Consider the following 18,567-nt stretch of genomic DNA (forward strand, 5'->3'; position numbering starts at 1 on the left):
AACCCATGAGTTTTATTCACCAAAAATCAATGACGGTTGGCGATTGGCTCAATTATAGTCTACTAGGACTGATTGCTATTGTGAGTTTGTTTCCTTTTTTGTATGTGCTCAGCCTTTCGTTAACGGACCCTTCAACCTATACGCCATTGAAATTTTATCTACTTCCTGATAAGTGGTCTCTGGCCTCCTATGCGTATATTTTAACGACTGACAGCTTTGGCAATTCATTGAAAAGCACTGCATTTATTACGGTTGTAGGTACCGTACTCAACATTATCATTACGTTCACGATGGCATACGGTTTAACCAAAAAATGGGTGATGGGCCGTAATTTTTTCCTAGGCACTGTAATCTTTACACTCTTTTTCAACGCTGGGGTCATTCCTAATTATATCTTAGTTAAAGAAATGGGCCTGCTGAACTCCTATTGGTCATTGATTTGGCCCAGCCTTACCAGCGCTTGGAGTCTGATTGTTGTTAAGAGCTTTATGGAGTCGATTCACCCAGAATTGGAGGATTCGGCCAAAATTGACGGCTGTACAGATATAGGCGTATTCCTAAGAATTATCATCCCCCTTTCCCTTCCGGCAATCGCCGCATTTACACTATTTTTCGCAGTCCAGCATTGGAATACGTACTTCAATGCTCTCATTTATATATCGGATACAAAGAAATGGACGCTTCAGGTATTAATCAAACAGTTGGTTATTGAAGCTGATGCTTCTGGAGTAGGTCAGCAAGGCAGCTCTGATGAGGTTCTCGTCCCACAGGAAACAATCCGTATGGCTTCAATTGTATTAGCGATGTTACCTATTCTAGCCGTGTATCCGTTCCTGCAAAAATATTTTGCCAAAGGCGTCATGCTCGGATCTGTTAAAGGCTAGTCATGCAGCCGGGCTTTATCATATGGATTGCTAATAAACCAATTAAGGAGTGGAAAGATGACAAGTACAAGGGAAATTAAGAACGTTCTGGTAACAGTAGAATACACAGAGAGTCAAATGGCCCGACTTAAGGAAGCTTTATCTCCGGCCAATATCATTCATCTCAATACAAAGGATGCTACCGGCATCGAAGAGGCTCTCAAGATAGCCGATGTTGCGCTGCTTCATGGAGATTTGGATGATCGCTTTCTAAATGCCACCAACCTTCGTTGGATTCATTGCGACCATGCCGGTCTTAATAAGTCAGCTCGTCCAGAGGTATTCGAGAAGGGGATGATCGTAACCAGCTCCGCAGGTCGCTCGGGACCCGTGCTCGCAGAACACGTCATGTATTTTTCGTTGGCACTTACTTATCAATTCACCTCTTTCTATGCTGCCCAGCAAGTCCATCAGTGGGGAATTCCCGGTCAAAACAATCTGCGGGGCTTGTATGGAAAGACGATGGGAATTCTCGGCTTGGGAAATACAGGTAAAGAGCTTGCTTTGCGGGCGAAAGCGTTCAATATGCGGGTTCTGGGCTACCGCCGCAGCGTAAGCGAAATTCCGGAACATGTTGACAAGCTCTTCTGCGCAGACCGCGGTGATACACTTGATGAGCTTTTGCGTGAAAGTGATATCGTTGCTCTGGTGCTGCCTCTTTCGAACGAAACTCACCATTTGATTGGTAAAAGAGAGCTTGAATTAATGAAGCCCTCCGCTTTCTTGGTTAATCTTGCCCGAGGTGCTGTTGTAGATGAGAATGCACTGCTGTTGGCTCTTCGTGAAGGAACTATTGCCGGGGCGGGTCTTGATACATTTTCAGTCGAACCGCTTCCAGCAGACAGCCCATTATGGGATGCTCCCCATACGCTGATTACTCCACACTGTACGCCTGCAGTTCCTGACAGAAACGGGCGCTCGCTTGAATTCATCCGTCACAATATTCACGCCTATCGTACGGGAGGAGCTATGGTTAATCAATTGTCGGAAAGAGATGTTTACACGAAAGGCTAGGCTTTAAATAATAAAAAGGAGACAGGATGCAATGAAAATAAACAAGTGGTGGCTTGAAAAGCCGATGCGTTTAATTCAAACCAATCTTCGGGAAATTGATGTGCTGTCAGATCCCGATGAGTTTGTAAACAGCTTGAAGCCATTTTCGGCGGATGTGCTTTTATTAAATGTTGGCGGTATCGTGGCCAATTATCCTACGGAGCTCGATTTTCAATATCGCAATCCCCTTCTCGTCAACGACTTTGTCGGGGAAATCCTCGAACGTGTTCATGCCAATGGCATGCGGTTGATTGCCCGGTTTGACTTCAGCAGATTGAACGAAGCCATTGCTTTGAAGCATCCCGAATGGTTGTATAAAAGCGTCAAAGGCGAAACCATCAATTATAACGGTCAAGTACACACTGCATTTAACGGATGGTACCAGCAGGAAGGTTCGATCCAGATCATGACGGAGGCCGTCAAAAAATATCCGATTGATGGTGTATTCATCAATATGCATGGTTATGTCATTCATGATTACAGCTACAATCATTACGGGATTTGTCAATCCGACAGCGATCAGGCCCGTTTTCAACAATTATTTGGTCATCCTCAGCTGCCTCTGACAGCGGATAGCCTTGATCCCGTTTATCGAGATTATGAAAAGTTCAAGCAGCAAACGGTAGCCGAATTATTCAGGAGACGCGCCCAAGCGGTGAAAGACATAAATCCCAACGTTGCAATTTGCAATTATACTCCCGAGGGTACGGATATTTTCAGGATGGAATCCAACACCGGCATCGACCGTCAGCTTCCTGAATTTAATTACTCAGCCTCTCATCATGTCAACATGGTGATGAGCTCCTGGGAGCACATGGCGGTCAGTAATTCTGCGGTTCATTTTGTCGATTTTGCCATGCGCCATTCCGCCGTCTCTGCACACCATACCTCCGCCAGATTAGCGCAAGATTTAATCCATGGCGGATGGTTGGACTTTTATGTAATTGGAACCTTAAATAATCAGGATGACCGCTTGTGCATGGAATCCGTTAAGGAATTGTATGGCTTTCACCGGGATAACGAGCGTCATTATACCAACATCACATCACTCTCCGATGTATGCCTTATCTTCCCGCAAAACAGCAGCTATTACGGAAGTATTAAAGAGTTTCAGGGACTATTCCGAATCCTTTCGGAGCAGCACATTTTATTTGATGTCATTCACGACAGCATTCTGGAGGAACCATCGGCCTTGGATAAGCTGAGCCCATATCAAGCCGTACTGCTGCCGGATGCCCGCAATTTGAGCGGGACCGCATGCAGCGTACTGGACAGCTATGTGCAATCCGGGGGCAAGCTGCTAGCAACCGGTGGCTCCTCAACCTGCGACGAGAAAGGGACACCTTTCCAGAAATACCGTTTGGCATCGCTGGGTGTGGACCGTATAGAGCAGACCTACCCGCGCCAGCAGGGTACCTATTTCCGCATTAAACCGGAGGATAAAGAGCGACTGCAAGGCTTTGAGGATTTGGACATCATGTACTTGTATGATGAATTTTTTCAAGCTCGCTGTAAGGCACAATGCACGAGTTTTCTGAGGTACATCCCTCCCTGCATGTTCGGTCCTCCGGAAAAATGCTACTATACCATCGTTACCGATATACCGGGGCTTATCCACCATTCCTATGGCAAGGGCAGCACAGCCCTCATCCCCTGGACGATCGGCAAGCATTATGAGAAGCTGAGCAATCATGCTCACTCCAAACTGGTGCTCAGCGCCTTGATTGATCTGCTTCAGGTAGAGCGAAGTCTACTTGTCAATACTTATCCAACGGTCGAGGTAGCCTCTCACCTTAAGAAAGAGGACGGCAGCACCCTGATTCATCTGGTAAATTTAAGCGGACAATTGGGTACCGCCTTCCACCCTCCGATTCCTATTCAATCTATAGAGATTGAACTTGCTGTTGAACGGAAGCCTAGCAGCATCTATACCTTGAAATCAAAACGGTTATTAGATTTCACGGTATTGTCCGGGCAATCTGTCACTTTCAAGCTGCCAGAGCTGCAGTTGTTCGAAACGATTGTGATCGAATATTAAACCAAGCGATCACAGTTTTTACTGGTTCTGAACACCAATTCCCAATTTATCGGAGGTGTATTGTCCATGTCCCTTTCAAGCGAGGTGTTGGCGATGACCCAAAAATGGGCCAAATTCAGCCTGCCGTTATTTCTTAGCCTTCTGGTATTAAACGGCTGCAGCAGCGGAGCAAGCGACAGCGCAGGTCCCAGCACGGGAACAATAGAGACGAAAGGAACAGTTGCAGCGGACAAAAAAGATGCAGGTCCCTTATCCATTGATATGATGACGAGTTTTACAAATACCATACCCAAACTGGATAACGCTTTTTATACCGAATTGCAAAGGCTTACGAATACTAAGCTGAATATTACTTTCGTCCTAGATGGGAACGATTACAATGCCAAGTTGGATCTGGTGCTTGCCTCTGGAGACCTCCCAGAAGTTCTGAAGGCTGATTACACCCGCCCCACATTGGTCAATGCCATTAAAGACGGAGCCTTTTGGGATCTGACTCCTTTTCTTGGCGATTTCTCCAAATATCCGAATTTACGCGATAAAATGATACCTGGTTCTTGGAGCTACGTTAAATATGACGGAAAAACTATGGGTATTCCGCGAAGCAGAGCTCAAATCGACAATACGATTATGTTCCGAAAGGATTGGCTGGAAAAAGCAAATATTCCTGTGCCTAAAACTGTCGATGAGTTTAAAGATGCGCTAAAAGCTATTGTGAAAAGCAACCCAGCTGGCGGCAACGGTACAATTGGTTATGACATTGCTGATGCTACCGGCTCCCCTTCCCTGAACGCTGCCTTCGGCGTGCCTAATCCAACTTACGATGCGGAAGGCGGTCTGATGTACTCCTACTTAAATCCGCAGTTTACTAAGCTGGTTGAATGGTTCCGTGGACTTTATGCAGAAGGGCTGATTGCTAAAGAATTTTCCGCTCTGACCGTTACACAACAAAAAGATTTGTTCAGCTCGGGTCGGGCATTCGCCTATGATGCCAGCGCTTACTACAGCTTCGTTTATACGGATAATGTGAAGAAAACCCAGCCTGATGGTAATGTAGTGTCGTTTCAGCCGTTAAAAGGACCTGGAGGCGACGGAGCCATGCTCGATATCGGGACCCGTGGCGGCATGTATATTAGCAAGAAGGTGCCTCAGGAAAAGGTGACCAAAATATTGGATTTCTTTGAAAAAACCGCTACACAGGAAATTACCGATCTTGGCTATTATGGCAAGGAGGGTGTTCATTACAATAATGTGAATGGCGAGAAGGTTTTGACCGATCTGGGTAAACAAGAAATTACCGTTGACAGTATCGCTGCCATGACGCCCGCTTATTCCAAATGGGGAAAAGTAGCTTATGCCGGAGTCTCAAAGGCTGCTAACGAAGCGAAACAGAAAGAAATGGAAATTTACGGTCAAATAGGCAAAACCGACGTATTTGGGTATTTATATTCCCCTACATGGGTCGATGTATGGCCTACCTATGAAGCTGAATTGAAAAGTATGAGAATTAAAGCGGTTGTCGGCCAAATCACGATGGATCAATACAAGCAATTTGTGGATAAGGTAAATACCGATCCGAAAATAAAGAAAGCCTATCAGGAATTCGCCAAGGATTATAAATCACGTACGAATAAATAATCGCGGAATTTCAGGCAATATCAATTAAATCTCAGTAAAGGCTGGGCATTCGGGAGCCTCAGGATATCCTAATTGCCCAACCCTTCTTCTTATGGTTTGGAAGGGAGACATAATATGGCGCGAATAATGCCAACTAACAAACGCTGGGCCAGAATAAAAAGAAATCGCTACATATACCTGCTGATGTCGGCGGGAGTCATCTATTTTTTTCTCTTTAAATTTTTGCCTATATGGGGTTTACTGCTATCGTTTCAGGACTACAGCCCCTTCAAAGGTTTCTTTGGGAGCAGCTGGGTCGGATTCAAGCACTTTTCCAATTTATTTCAAAGCGAGCAATTTTATATGATGGGCAGAAATACGTTCCTTATCAGCATATTCAACCTCGTTTTTTATTTTCCTGTGCCTATTGTTCTGGCATTGATGCTTAATGAAGTTAGACATGAATGGTTCAAAAAAATAAATCAGTCGATCGTCTATCTCCCCCATTTTTTATCTTGGGTCATCCTGGTCAGTCTTACTTTCTTTGTATTCTCTTCGGATATCGGCATCATCAATAAACTAGTCGTTGCTTCCGGGAACCAGCCCATTCTATTCCTCTCCGAGCCTAAGTTTTTCTGGATATTGCTGACATTGCAAAATATATGGAAGGATGCCGGTTGGGGAACGATTATTTTTCTTGCAGCTATCGCCGGAGTCGACCCTGCCCGCTATGAAGCTGCCGTAATTGACGGAGCGAGCCGGTGGCGGCAAATCTACCATATTACACTGCCCGCTATTCGTCCCACCATTATCATTTTATTAATTCTCCGGTTTGGGAACATGGCGGATGTCGGGTTCGAACAAGTGTTATTAATGATGAACCCTCTAGTCACTTCCGTTGCAGATGTATTTGATACCTACTCGTATATGCAGGGTATTGTAGGCGGCAAAATCAGCGTTGGTATAGCCGTAGGGATGTTCAAAGGGATTGTCGGACTCATTCTGGTAGTCACTGCTAATCAAATCGTAAAAAAATTGGGATATGAGGGGATTTACTAGCTTGTACATTGATTGATTATTCATAACGAAGAAGGTGGCATGAATGAGTTTCGTTTACAGAAAAAGGCTGACGGCAGCGGATTGGATTAATTACAGTGCCCTGATTTCGTTATCCTTGATTTGTATGTTCCCGTTTATTTATATTTTCAGCGTTTCATTCACGGACCCTGCTGTTTACGTTCCTTTACAATTTTATCTGTTCCCACCCAAGTGGTCCCTAGATGCTTATAAATATATTTTGTCGACACAAAGTTTTTTGAATTCCATTAAGAGCACTTTTTTTATTACAGTAGTGGGTACCATTCTACAGGTAATCGTCACATTTACTTTGGCCTACGGCCTTACAAGAAAGGATCTCGATGGGAGAAAGCTCGTCTTGGGCTTCGTCATCTTTACGCTGGTGTTTCATGCAGGCATCGTTCCGAACTATCTGGTTGTGAAAAGTCTTGGACTGCTTAACTCGTATTGGTCTCTGATCTGGCCTAATTTGACCAATGCGTGGACGCTAATTGTTGTAAAAAGCTTTTTGGATTCGCTGCCTCCTGAGCTGGAGGAATCTGCACAAATTGATGGAAGCAATGACGTGGGCATATTTTTCAAAATTGTTATTCCCCTTTCGATGCCTGCCATTGCCGCCTTCACTTTATTTTTTGCAGTTTCGCAATGGAATATTTATTTTAATGCCTTGATCTATATATCCGATGCCAACAAGTGGACATTGCAGGTGCTGATCAAAGCGCTTGTCCTGGATTCCACGCCCCTCGGTGCTTCCGGGACGGCTGCAGATGGAATTCCGCCCTTAGAAACAGTCCGTATGGCCGCAGTAACATTTGCGATGGCGCCTATACTTATTGTATATCCCTTTCTGCAAAAGTATTTTGCTAAAGGCGTTATGCTTGGCTCCATAAAGGGATAGGAATAGAAAATATGAGCAGCGTTGCAGACAAAAAAAGCCGTTAAACCAAAATTACTGTGGTTTTAGCGGCTTTATCTGTTTCCGAAGTTACTTCGCTTATTCCGCAGATCTCCCCAGATAAGAAACGTCATCTTTCCACCCGTACCTGCCTCAGGTCGTACTTTGCCTACATTGAAGTAAATAATACGGCTGGTTGGACAGGTTTTTTTCAAACCCTGGAACCATCCACGCATCACCATTTCCATTTCTAACTTCAAAAAAATACTCAATACAATATGGCGAATTAGTGTACGATGCGGGGATCATGGCTTCGAAGCCTTGTTCCTGCTGATCCATTTCAAGGGTGATATATGACTCGGCTTGATTGACATGACGAAAATGTAGTTGTACTTGTAGCTCCGATAAAGCGCCAGTTAACATCAAATGCACAGCAATAGGCTGCCCTTTGATAAAGGACTCGGCTGGTGAATGCAAGCTATGAGGACGATCTCCTTTCTGGATAGGGGCCAGCATATCTCCCAGAGTACGACCCCCAACGGATTCCTTTACACGAATCTGATTATATATCCGTTCAATGACCAATATATCCTCTTCGATTTCCCCTAACCGATCTGACCAATGCCCACGTGAATAATGAGCGAGCCCGAAAGTAAGATCTTCTTTATAGATTCCTTTAGAAACGCCAACAACATGCTTCCAAGCCTCTCGGGCCTCATGATAATATGCTAATGCATCCTTTAACAAAGTGGCATCCCCGGCTCTTTCGAACAACGCATAAGCGACCCCAGCACGAAATTTTTGCAAGAAAAACCGACCGATTCCTACCATGATCTGTACATCCACAGCCAATCGGCGGAACCCTGGAGCGTACTGGTCATGAATCCTACCCAACGACTCTGCCAAAAAACCTTCGGCCTGATTGGCAAGATGCTCCAAAAAATCGGCGATTTCCAATGGGGAATATTTCCCTTTACGTTTTCCTTGAATAACATCGTCTGCGAATTCGTTAACACCGTAAAACAGTTCCGGATCAAGGGGACTGACAGAACCAAAGGTATGAGGAGAAGGTGTGTCAAAATCGTAATTATATGGATAACCGTAATTTATGTATGGATTTTCGATGGGTTCACCACTTCTGTATAACGGCATATTGGTATACATTTCGGGCCAATACACATTATTGGCTACGGACGGTGCGTGGACAACAAGGATCAAAGGTAAAATGCGGCTGGCATAAGACAACGACTCTTCACATGCTTCCGCAGCGTCTTGAAACTCTGACCGAAGATACCTCCTCCAAGAGTCCGGATCAGCCTCTGGATTGTAAGACAACCTTCCCAGCAAGCGGTACGTATACGAAAATTTACTCCAATCCCGAATCCCTAACCGCAAATGTTCGTCCTCGTACAATTCACGCTCGCCCGGACTTCCAGATCCCTTCCGGCCTTTAAAGGAAAGAGGATCGAACCATTCCATTCCCAATGACCCGCAGAAGCCCGCACTTCGACCGTAGGCGGCCGCCATCTCCGGATCGCCCCATGTCAAAATTCTTTGGGTTCCCGGCCATACGCGGTGGACGATCCCGTACTTTCGGTCGTCACGATAATAGTCGGCAAATCCATAACGAGTGTAGCTTCGCTTGGACGTGACATCCATTCCGCCATGCTTCAGATTAGGGTTTCCAATACTAAAATGAGCAGACTTATCACTTTCTCCCAGTCGCTTAGGATGAAATTCCCTTTCGCGTATGGATACTTGATGATACGGGAGCCCCATATGTTCTCCCCAATACTTCGTCGATAATACGACAGGCATCCCTGTAGCCAAGGCGATATCGATCAATTCATCATTTACGCCCTTTGCATGAAAGTCTACTTCAATAATGCGTCCGGACTGATTAATTCCTTCAACGACAATTCTCCAGAAATCGTGTGTCGGCTCGGGCACCCCGCCTTCAAAATGAACCCTAACGGTTATCCCCTCGATGTTTGGACAGGTTTGAAGCAGAAGCTTCAATGCATCTCGGCAATAAGCCGCATGGTTTGAAACATCCAGACCTTCGATTTTATATTTCGTATTCGTGTTATTGGGGCCATAATCGTAAGCGTGATTCCACAACCCCAAACGAAATTGAAGTCCTCTCCGTTTTGCCTGTTCGCCGATGTACTGTAACATCTTGAAGTTGTTTTCTCTTTCTTCAACGGAAAGTCCGTCAACCTTTACTGAATAACCCGGAACCGAGAGTAAATAGGGATAAATGAAACAAAAGTAAGGATCCTCAACAATTTTGTCGATCAAATAATCATAACCGACTCCCGTGCCAAGTGTAATTCGGTTAAACCGCTGGGTTGCCAGTTCTGTAAGATATTCCTCCCAGAAACTATGGTCGTAAAACCATGCCTTGTCCTCCGCTTCACTGCTGAACAAACGGGTCACGCTTCGAACTGAATTTCTTGGTTTATCCATGGAGGATTGGACCGACCTAAGAGCATCCAGTGGGTTGGTAGCGTACTTGGCGATGTCTACCAATTCCAATATGGCATAAATCAGGCCTCGGACATCACTTCCAACCACGGCTAATTCATTTCCGGTCACACCTCGTAAAATCCCGAATGCCTCAGGCACATCTGGAATTTCTATCCCTTGTTCTCGGGCCATACCCCTGGCAATGGAGGAACCCCTCCCGGTGACAATGATCCGCAGTTTTGCTTTCTGGTCTGCATCCAGCTTATCCGAGTAGACGACTGTCAGATCTTTTGACTGCAAAATCTTCGACAAATGCCCAACGACCCAATCACATTCCGCTTGCGCGGTTACTTCGTCGCTAATATCCCGCACGATCCAAATATCAGAAATCGCTTTGTCAGTCATCATAGCACCTCTCAAAGATTTCTACCGTTCTTCGGGCCAGTTCTCCCGAAGTAGACTAGAATTCATCCTACCCGACTCTTATGCGTACAGAACGACCAAACCGTCTTCTACGGTGACGGAGTATGTTTCAAGACTCTCCTCTAATGGCTCTATGGTTACATCGTACTTTTTAACTAAACACTGATGAGGGTTAAATAACGATTTCCCAGTCGTCACGTCAAACTCCCATCCGTGCCAAGGACATGCTAGAATCTCGCCTTCCCGTCCATACCGATAACTTCCCGGTTGAGACGGTAAGGTCGTCCCAGTCAGTCTTCCTACACATAATGGCGCTCCTTGATGGGGACAGCTATTCCGTAAAGCGAAGTATCCGCCGTTTGCGTTGAACACTCCAATGGACCTGCCACCGACTTGAACGATTTTTCGTTCGCCCGGCTGCATCTCGGTTGTTTTGCATACAACGAATCGTTCCATGATCAAGAACTCCTTTACTCAAAGATTATAAAATTCTTTTGCGTTTTCGAAGAAGATACGTCGGTGGAGTTCATCCGGCAGCTTCGGAAAAGCTCTTCTTGGCGAGTCAAAGTCCCAGTGCGGATAATCACTAGCAAACATCAAGATATGCTTGGCATCCATCGCCTCCAACATGGCCAACAAATATTTATCATCATCCGGACGTTCGAGCGGCTGACTCGTTATGCGGACATGATCCCGCAAAAATTCGCTTGGACGTTTTTCAAGCCAGGGCACCTCATATCTCAGCCCCTTGTATTCTGCATCCAACCTCCACATCAATGGCGGCAGCCAAGATACTCCGCCTTCCGTTAATACGATCTTGAAATTTGGATATTTAACAAATACACCTTCGGTAAGAAAACTAACCAAATGAGCTTGGAAAGCAAGAGACAAACAGGTATGAAACTCAATGTACCGGGTAGGATGGCCTGGAGTAGGCTGATGATTAATGCCCATTCCATCTGTACCGGGATGGATGGCAAGCGGGAAACCATGTTTTTCACACGCTTCGTAAATTGGATAGTATTGCCGTTGACCAAAAGGTGCAGTTGCACCGGAATCGGTCATGACTTGCACGAAATGAGGGTGTCCGGCCCATCGTTCAATTTCTTTGGCTGCCCCGATGGGATCCTGAGTGGCAATGTACAGCGATCCTTTGAATACACCATCATGATTATATTTATCCAGCCACGTATCTGCTAGCCAATCATTATAGGCTGAAGCTACTGCGGAAGCCATATCAGGATCCGGCAGATTGTTAAGCATCGCACGAGGCAATAGAATAGCATAATCGATACCGTATTCATTAATAAGCTGCTCTCGTAAAAAATCGGGATCCGTTCCTGCTCCCCCACCGTTGGGCGGCGTCGCATCCTTACGGTTACCCTGTATATTGCCATAGGCTCGAGTTAGAGGCCGGTACCAGTCACGCCAAGGCTGCGGCAAATACTTATTTAACTCTTCTCTGGATTTTGGATATACATGTACATCACAGTCGATAATTCCTTTTTTTACTTTATACTCCATTGCGGTCACTCGAATTCCTCCTTAAGTTGAATTAACAGGTTCCGTATTCGTTAAAGACTTCGCAGCATAATCGTACTGCGAAGTTCTTCTAACTTGAATTATAGGCTTTGGACGAAATAATACGGCTGATTCGAAATGTCCTCATTCAGGCCTGGATAGTTCCGAGCTCCGCCATCGCTTTCAATGACCTCGAAGAAATAAAGAATCCCAAACGGCGAATTTGTGTACTCTCCTGGTATTGCAGCAAAGAATGACACTCCGTTCCTATTCATGTTTGAAACGCAATAATGCTCGCCCTGATTGGTATGCCGATAATGCAGCTTTACCTTCAGACTATCGTAAGCTCCCGGCAACTCCAACTGCAGCTTGATCTCTTCTCCCTTAGAGAAATGTGTGGGAGACTCATGAACAAACAGCTGTCTGCGATCAACAGGGTTCGTTGCAAGAAGTTTGATCGCCGCCTGCAGCTTACCAGTATCGACCGTCCTGTTTGCGCTCGAGCGGGCCTGTTGCAATTTGAGTTCCATTGCTCGGATATCAGCTTCGATAGCCGGCAAACGGTCTGCCCAATGTCCTCTTACCGGTTTAGTATAGCCAAACGTAATATCCGGTTTATAAATATTTTGTGAGATCGAAACAACCTTCACCCAATGTTCCTTTGCCAAATTATAAAGATCTAAGGCCCGCTCCAGCTGAGCAATATCCCCAGTCCGTTCGAACAAGGCGAAGCTCAATGCAGCACGTAATTTATTGGCAAAGAAATGACCGATATGAATCAGCATATTCACATCAATAGTGAACCGGCGAAAATTCGGAGCCTGTGAATCCTCGGCATGGTGTATTGCTCTGAACAAATAGTGTGCAGCCGTTTCGGCAAATGATTCCAGCCGCTCCGCTGTCTCCAGAGGGGAATATTTCCCTTGACGGAAGCCTTGGGTAATATCATCGGCAAAATCGTCAACACGGTAAAACAACGCAGTATCTAGCGGACTAGCGGCTCCAAACGTACCCGGCTTCGGAGAATCGAATTTAAACGGCGAGGGCAAATCTGTATCGGCAATTGGCTGGTTAGTCTGGATTTCAGGCCAATACACCACGTTAGCGGCCGAGGGGCAGTACGCTGCAGTAAGCAGAGGCAATATCCGGCTGGCATGAGAAAGAGCTTGCTCGTAATCCTCCGCCGCCTTGCCGAACTCGGAGCGCAAATATCTCCGCCAAACCGCAGGCTCCGCATCGGGGTTATATAGCAAACGTCCCCACAATCGGTAGGTATATTTGTACTTAAGCCAGTCCCGATTAGGCAGTTGCATCTCCTCGGAGAGATAAGGCTCCCGTCCGCCCGGCGAACCGGAGCCTTTACGGCCTTTAAAGGTCAGCGGCTCGCATAACTCGATCCCTTGAGTGCCGCTGAAATGGGAAAACCGCCCATATCCTGAAGCAAGCGCCGGATCACCCCACAGTAGTAGCTTCTGTGTACCAGGCCATAACCGAAACAGAATGCCGATTTTCCGATCATCCTGCAGATAATCCGCGTAACCGTACCGCGTAAATCGGCGCGACCAAGCAGTGATCGATTGCATTTGCATCGTCTGGTTAACTGGCAGAGAAAACTCGTTATCTCGAATACCGGCCTGGTGATAGCTGGGGCCCATATGCTCAGCCCAGTACTTCGGGGAGATGAAGATAGGCTGATTCGTGCCAAGTGCGATCTGCACCAATTCGTCATTAATGCCCTTAGCATGCATATCGATTTCGACACGGCGGCCGACGTCTTTCGTTCCTTCCAGGGCAATACGCCAAAACTCATAAGCCGGTTCGGGAATGCCACCCTCGTAGTGGACTCTGAAGGTCAGACCGTCGATTGCCGGAAACTCCTTAAGCAGCTTGCGGATGGCGTCACGGCAATAGGATGCGTGGTTCGTCTCATCAATATTGGCAATCGTGTAATTCATATTCGGACTATCGGTGTAGATGTAGGAGTGATTCCAAAGTCCAAGTTGAAAATGCATACCTCGGCGTTTGGTCTCATTTCCGATATAGCCGAGGATCTCCCAATTCCACTGTCTTTCCTCCTTGGGCAGTTCAATAACCTTAACGTCATAGCCGGGTACGTCAAATAAGAACGGGTACGCAAAGCAAAAATAGTTGTCGTGCACGTCCGGATCGTGACCGTAATCGTAGCCCATCCCTAAAGAAAGCGTGAATCGGTTAAAGCGCTGCATGGCCAGTTCCGTCAAATATTCATCCCAGAACGATTTGTCGTAAAACCAAGGCTTATCCTCTGGTTCACAGGCGAATAAACGGGTCACGCTGCGTATTTCATTGGCCGGACGGTCGGTTAACGTTTCCGTACCAAGCAGCTCCCCAACAATATCGCCAATAGCGTGCTTTATTCTATCTGCCAGCTCCAAAATGGCATACACGAGCCCGCGGTCGTCAGGGGCGGTCAACAGAATCTGTCCCTGGGAGACAAGGATAGCTAAGGATTCGGCTTCCACAGGCAAAGCCACCCCTAGATCGTCCCCTATGGCAACCGCAAGCGGCGAGTCGTTGCCGGAAATAACAATTCTTAGTTTGGCGGTTGTGCTTTCCGCCGCCCCTTTTTCAATTCCGACTGTCACTTTGCGGGTTTCCAGCGCCTCAATTAAGGTTTGCTCGGCCCAGTTGACGGATTCATTCGCTGCGAGCAGAGTTTGGTTATCGCGTACAACAATAACGTCAGGCGCCAAGTTTGATCGGAATACATTTGACATGGGACTTCCCCCTTAACTATTTTCATGTCGATTACCCTTTTAAGCCTGAAGTAGCAATTCCTTCAATAAAGTATTTTTGCAAACTCAAAAACACTAAAAATATCGGCATAAGCGATAGCACCGAGGCCGCCATAATTGCGCCGTAATTCGTCTGCTCTTCGCTTTGAAACTGCAAAAGTCCGAGCGGAATGGTATATAACGTTTTATTACTTAAGAATACCAGCGCGTTCTCGTAGTTGTTCCAGGAGCCCACAAAAGAAAAAATAACTAGTGTGGAGATTACCGGCAAAGATAACGGAATAATGATTCTCCAGAAAATTCTAAAATGGCGACACCCGTCCATTTTGGCGGCCTCAATTAGCTCATCCGGAATCGTAGCAATAAACTGTCTAAACAAAAAGGTGCCAAATGCGCTGAAAATACCTGGAAGCATCAGTGCCCAGAGGCTATTGTACAGACCCATCAATCTATATAGAACAAACCTTGGAACCAAGAGCATCTGGTGCGGAAACATTAATGTAGCGATATACAAAATAAAAGCCGCCTCTTTGCCTTTGAACTTGATTTTCGCAAAAGCATACCCAGCTAAAGCACTGGTAATGACCTCCCCGACAACACTGATAACTGAAACTTTGACGGAGTTGAGGAAGTAGGTTTGAAAACGCGCGAACCATACGGTCACATAATTCTCAAAAATAATTTTTTTGGGTATCCATCTGATCGGAAACTCAAAGACATCTGCGGTGGGCTTAAAAGAGGCGGACAACATCCAAATAAATGGCAAAATGGTCACAATGGAAAGCACAAGCATAATAACGGTCAGAATCGTTTTCTGGGTTAATTTCAAGTATTTCGCATTCATCGTGTTCCTTCTCTCTTGCTCTAATTTATGTGCGAGTCTTTATTGGAAAATTTCCATTGCAGCGCAGTAAAGATAAATACCATCACGAAAAGCACCCAGCCTATCGCATTCGCATATCCAATTTTGTTATACATAAACGCCGATTTATAAATGTAATAGACAAGTACCGATGTAGACGTCCCGGGTCCTCCCTGCGTCATAACATTCACTTGTGTGAAAACTTGAAAAGACCCTATGATGGAGATAATCGTTACGAAAAACAAGGTTGGTGACAGCATGGGTATTGTAATCTTAAAAAATTTACTAAGCGGGCCCGCTCCATCGATATCCGCCGATTCATATAACGAACCTGGCACACTCTGCAACCCGGCCAATAAAATAATGGCGTTGTATCCAACTGCCTGCCAAACGCTCATTATGATAATAGAGGGAAGAGCCCATTGGGACGAAGATAACCACCCCGGAGGATTTTCGATCCCAATGGCTCTCAGGACCATATTGATCGGACCGAAGGTAGGCATGTACAGGATGCTCCAAACTACAGAGATCGCGACCATAGATGCAATATTGGGCAAATAAAAGCCTAACCTCACCAAGCTTTTAAAAAAGATCTTGTCGTTTAAAATCACTGCAAGGATCAAGGCCAAAAAAACGGAGCACGGGACAGTGATGGCTGCAAATACTATGGTATTCACTAAAGATTTGATAAAAATAACGTCCGTCCACAAATTCACATAATTTTTTAGTCCTACAAACTTGATTCCTTTTAAGCCGGAAACTAAATTCCAATCGCTAAAGCTGAAAATCAGAGAAATAATAATGGGAACCAATTTAAATATGACATAGCCAATCAAATTAAGAGAAAGAAACAGCCAACCTGCAATATTTTCTTGTAAAATGTCTTTTCTGATCTTTCTCTTTGGTCTAACCGCTATCGAAGAACTTTTCTTTGCCAATTCCATCAGGCATTCCTCCACAGCTCTTCTATTTGCTTGCCTTTTTGATTAAATCGTCGGACTGCTTTTTCAACTTGGCAATCGCCTCTGCTGGTGTTTCATTCCCCATTAAGCACGACGTAATTTCAGACTTCATCAAATCCATGATTTCGGCCTTTGCCGTATTGATTGTCGTAAGATATGGCGTTAGGGATAATTTATTGTTTATGAATGTTTTCATTCCGGTCGTCTGTTCAAAATGCGGGTAGTCAAAAATAATTTTACCGACCTTTTCTTTTACCGAAGGATCCATGGATGAAAGATTTGCAGGAGTCATTGCTTTGGATTGAGCGAAAATTTCAGGCGCCTCCAAACAATAAAATTTAAGGAAAGTCCACGCCGCCTGCTTATTGGGCGCGCTTGCCGGGATGCTGTAATCGCTAATATAATAAATATTGCTTAGGCTGTCACCGCTTGTTACTTTCGGCAGATTGGCAACTCCATAATCAAATTTGGTAAAACCATACGAATCTTGTGAACTGTATTTGACAATGAAGGATGGCTGGATATACATGGCCGCTTTGCCTTGCATGAAAATAGCGTGAGGATTGGTGTCGATCTTTAACGCCTTATATTCAGAAATAGGCCACGCCGATTTATCTTTCATTTCCATATCATAAAAAAATTGCAGAGATTTTAAGAAGGCGGGATGATCCCAATTCGATTCCTGACCATTGTTTTTATAAATATAGTTAAGACCTAGCTGTTGAGCGGCAGAAAAAGCCCATTGGCCTGTGTAATCTGGAAGAAATCCGTATATCTTATTGGCCCCGCTGCCTGACGTCAACTTGAGTGCCGCAGCTCTGAGGTCATCCCATGTCCAGTCATCAGTAGGATAGGGCACTCCGGCCTTGTCAAACATAGCTTTATTATAGTAAAGACCATAGGTAGCCATGCTGTAAGGAAGAGCATAGTGTTTGCCGTTTACAGTTTCCAAATCATTGATCGAGCTTCCGAAGATTTTAGTATAGTCCATATTATCCGCCTGCAGGAAACCATCCAAAGACTCGTACATTCCGCTGCTTGCCCTGATCCTCATATCATCTACGGACGCTTGCGGTATGACATCAATAGGTTCCCCTGAGGTCAAAAGGGAATTAGCGGTTGCGGGGGCTGAATCAGCCATTTTAGTATATTTAACTTTGATGTTCGGATATTTCTTTTCAAAAGCCTCAAAAAAAGGCATCATACTTTCCTCAACCGTCCAGCTGTAGACATTAAGAGTCGTTATTCCTGCCGTTGTCTCGGAAGTCTTTGTAGCCATTGTCTCACTATCGCTTCCGCATCCTGAAGCTAATATCGTGCTGGCAATAATCGTCGCCGGCAATAAACAACCTCTTACACTTTTTACATTGTAGCTTTTTACCATACATCTCACTCCCCCATTAAGATCATTGTAAAACGATTTATACATCATTATAAAATACGGAAGAATGGGTTAAAATGCGATTTCTTAGGCGATTCATTGTTTTATCTTACATTTAAAGTAACCTTGCCATTCGCGAGCTTACTTTTAAAAAAAACAGAATTGATGACTTTGTCTTTATTTATAATCATTTGTACTTACTTACACTTTCTTATCCACATGAACAATAAAGTAGGGGAACCACTCTCATGGCTCCCCCCTTATCGAACCGCACGTGCCCTACTAAGGCATACGGCTCACCAACGTGATTCAACTTGAATTTAATATGTAGCTAATCTCTGGGCATACTGCATTTTCCGAACGCGCTCAGGAGTGTAATATTCTTGTCCGCGTTCTTTCATTTTTGCTAATCTACTAGCACTTTTCGCTTTCTGTTTATCCTTCATATACTGGGTATAATTTTCTAATGTGTATCCATATTGCGCTTCATAGTAGAGCCAGAAAGCTGGAATTAGACCAATCCTGACGAAAAATTCGTTGTTCCACTTTGTTGTCATTGCATATCCTTTTCTTTG

The 18,567-nt window shown here is 45.1% G+C and carries 13 protein-coding genes and 1 pseudogene; 6 read left to right on the top strand and 8 right to left on the bottom strand.

Annotation, left to right across the window (positions count from 1 at the left end):
* Positions 1–5 precede the first annotated feature (5 nt).
* The 6 genes from BM210_RS07445 (at position 6) to BM210_RS07470 (ending at position 7,603) form a co-directional block, all read left to right on the top strand.
* Positions 6–884 (top strand): carbohydrate ABC transporter permease, encoded by an 879-nt coding sequence (locus BM210_RS07445; RefSeq protein WP_091166089.1) that lies wholly within the window; start codon positions 6–8, stop codon positions 882–884.
* Positions 885–941: 57 nt separating this feature from the next.
* Positions 942–1,937, top strand: a complete 996-nt coding sequence (locus BM210_RS07450) for a D-2-hydroxyacid dehydrogenase (RefSeq protein ID WP_091166090.1) — start codon at positions 942–944, stop codon at positions 1,935–1,937.
* A 31-nt stretch (positions 1,938–1,968) separates the two neighbouring features.
* Positions 1,969–4,014 carry an alpha-amylase family protein gene (locus BM210_RS07455; RefSeq protein ID WP_091166092.1) on the top strand — a complete coding sequence of 682 codons (2,046 nt, stop codon included), beginning with the start codon at positions 1,969–1,971 and terminating at the stop codon, positions 4,012–4,014.
* A gap of 66 nt (positions 4,015–4,080) precedes the next feature.
* The gene (locus BM210_RS07460; protein WP_091166093.1) at positions 4,081–5,649 is read left to right on the top strand and encodes a type 2 periplasmic-binding domain-containing protein; all 1,569 of its coding nucleotides are present in this window, start codon (positions 4,081–4,083) and stop codon (positions 5,647–5,649) included.
* Positions 5,650–5,763: 114 nt separating this feature from the next.
* Positions 5,764–6,687, top strand: a complete 924-nt coding sequence (locus BM210_RS07465; protein ID WP_091166095.1) for an ABC transporter permease — start codon at positions 5,764–5,766, stop codon at positions 6,685–6,687.
* Positions 6,688–6,730: 43 nt separating this feature from the next.
* A complete protein-coding gene (locus tag BM210_RS07470; protein WP_091166097.1) occupies positions 6,731–7,603 on the top strand; it encodes a carbohydrate ABC transporter permease in 873 nt (290 codons plus the stop codon).
* Between the two features lie 150 nt (positions 7,604–7,753).
* Here BM210_RS07470 and BM210_RS07475 read toward each other — a convergent pair whose 3' ends face one another.
* The 8 genes and pseudogenes from BM210_RS07475 to BM210_RS07510 all read right to left on the bottom strand — a co-directional run.
* Positions 7,754–10,477, bottom strand: coding sequence for a hypothetical protein (locus BM210_RS07475; RefSeq protein WP_143101006.1), 2,724 nt, complete (start codon positions 10,475–10,477; stop codon positions 7,754–7,756).
* A gap of 75 nt (positions 10,478–10,552) precedes the next feature.
* Entirely contained in the window at positions 10,553–10,948 is a 396-nt protein-coding gene (locus tag BM210_RS07480; protein ID WP_177237686.1) for a Rieske (2Fe-2S) protein, read from the bottom strand.
* Positions 10,949–10,966: 18 nt separating this feature from the next.
* The gene (locus BM210_RS07485; RefSeq protein ID WP_091166190.1) at positions 10,967–12,016 is read right to left on the bottom strand and encodes an amidohydrolase family protein; all 1,050 of its coding nucleotides are present in this window, start codon (positions 12,014–12,016) and stop codon (positions 10,967–10,969) included.
* Between the two features lie 98 nt (positions 12,017–12,114).
* Positions 12,115–14,769, bottom strand: coding sequence for a hypothetical protein (locus BM210_RS07490; RefSeq protein ID WP_091166100.1), 2,655 nt, complete (start codon positions 14,767–14,769; stop codon positions 12,115–12,117).
* 31 nt (positions 14,770–14,800) lie between these two features.
* A complete protein-coding gene (locus tag BM210_RS07495) occupies positions 14,801–15,631 on the bottom strand; it encodes a carbohydrate ABC transporter permease (protein WP_091166101.1) in 831 nt (276 codons plus the stop codon).
* 20 nt (positions 15,632–15,651) lie between these two features.
* Complete coding sequence (locus BM210_RS07500) at positions 15,652–16,593, bottom strand: carbohydrate ABC transporter permease (protein WP_091166103.1); 942 nt, start codon at positions 16,591–16,593, stop codon at positions 15,652–15,654.
* A gap of 22 nt (positions 16,594–16,615) precedes the next feature.
* Positions 16,616–17,995 carry an ABC transporter substrate-binding protein gene (locus BM210_RS07505; RefSeq protein WP_177237687.1) on the bottom strand — a complete coding sequence of 460 codons (1,380 nt, stop codon included), beginning with the start codon at positions 17,993–17,995 and terminating at the stop codon, positions 16,616–16,618.
* A gap of 317 nt (positions 17,996–18,312) precedes the next feature.
* A pseudogene (locus BM210_RS07510) lies at positions 18,313–18,567 on the bottom strand (group II intron reverse transcriptase/maturase); the annotation flags it as partial.

It is taken from the genome of Paenibacillus sp. 1_12 (assembly GCF_900114475.1).
Taxonomy (GTDB): Bacteria; Bacillota; Bacilli; order Paenibacillales; family NBRC-103111; genus Paenibacillus_S.

What these genes read in the sequence shown, in the direction of transcription:
- BM210_RS07445 (WP_091166089.1), top strand. Translation starts at nt 6, where the DNA reads ATGAGTTTTATTCACCAAAAATCAATGACGGTTGGCGATTGGCTCAAT.
- BM210_RS07450 (WP_091166090.1), top strand. Translation starts at nt 942, where the DNA reads ATGACAAGTACAAGGGAAATTAAGAACGTTCTGGTAACAGTAGAATAC.
- BM210_RS07455 (WP_091166092.1), top strand. Translation starts at nt 1,969, where the DNA reads ATGAAAATAAACAAGTGGTGGCTTGAAAAGCCGATGCGTTTAATTCAA.
- BM210_RS07460 (WP_091166093.1), top strand. Translation starts at nt 4,081, where the DNA reads ATGTCCCTTTCAAGCGAGGTGTTGGCGATGACCCAAAAATGGGCCAAA.
- BM210_RS07465 (WP_091166095.1), top strand. Translation starts at nt 5,764, where the DNA reads ATGGCGCGAATAATGCCAACTAACAAACGCTGGGCCAGAATAAAAAGA.
- BM210_RS07470 (WP_091166097.1), top strand. Translation starts at nt 6,731, where the DNA reads ATGAGTTTCGTTTACAGAAAAAGGCTGACGGCAGCGGATTGGATTAAT.
- BM210_RS07475 (WP_143101006.1), bottom strand. Translation starts at nt 10,477, where the DNA reads ATGATGACTGACAAAGCGATTTCTGATATTTGGATCGTGCGGGATATT.
- BM210_RS07480 (WP_177237686.1), bottom strand. Translation starts at nt 10,948, where the DNA reads ATGGAACGATTCGTTGTATGCAAAACAACCGAGATGCAGCCGGGCGAA.
- BM210_RS07485 (WP_091166190.1), bottom strand. Translation starts at nt 12,016, where the DNA reads ATGGAGTATAAAGTAAAAAAAGGAATTATCGACTGTGATGTACATGTA.
- BM210_RS07490 (WP_091166100.1), bottom strand. Translation starts at nt 14,769, where the DNA reads ATGTCAAATGTATTCCGATCAAACTTGGCGCCTGACGTTATTGTTGTA.
- BM210_RS07495 (WP_091166101.1), bottom strand. Translation starts at nt 15,631, where the DNA reads ATGAATGCGAAATACTTGAAATTAACCCAGAAAACGATTCTGACCGTT.
- BM210_RS07500 (WP_091166103.1), bottom strand. Translation starts at nt 16,593, where the DNA reads ATGGAATTGGCAAAGAAAAGTTCTTCGATAGCGGTTAGACCAAAGAGA.
- BM210_RS07505 (WP_177237687.1), bottom strand. Translation starts at nt 17,995, where the DNA reads ATGGTAAAAAGCTACAATGTAAAAAGTGTAAGAGGTTGTTTATTGCCG.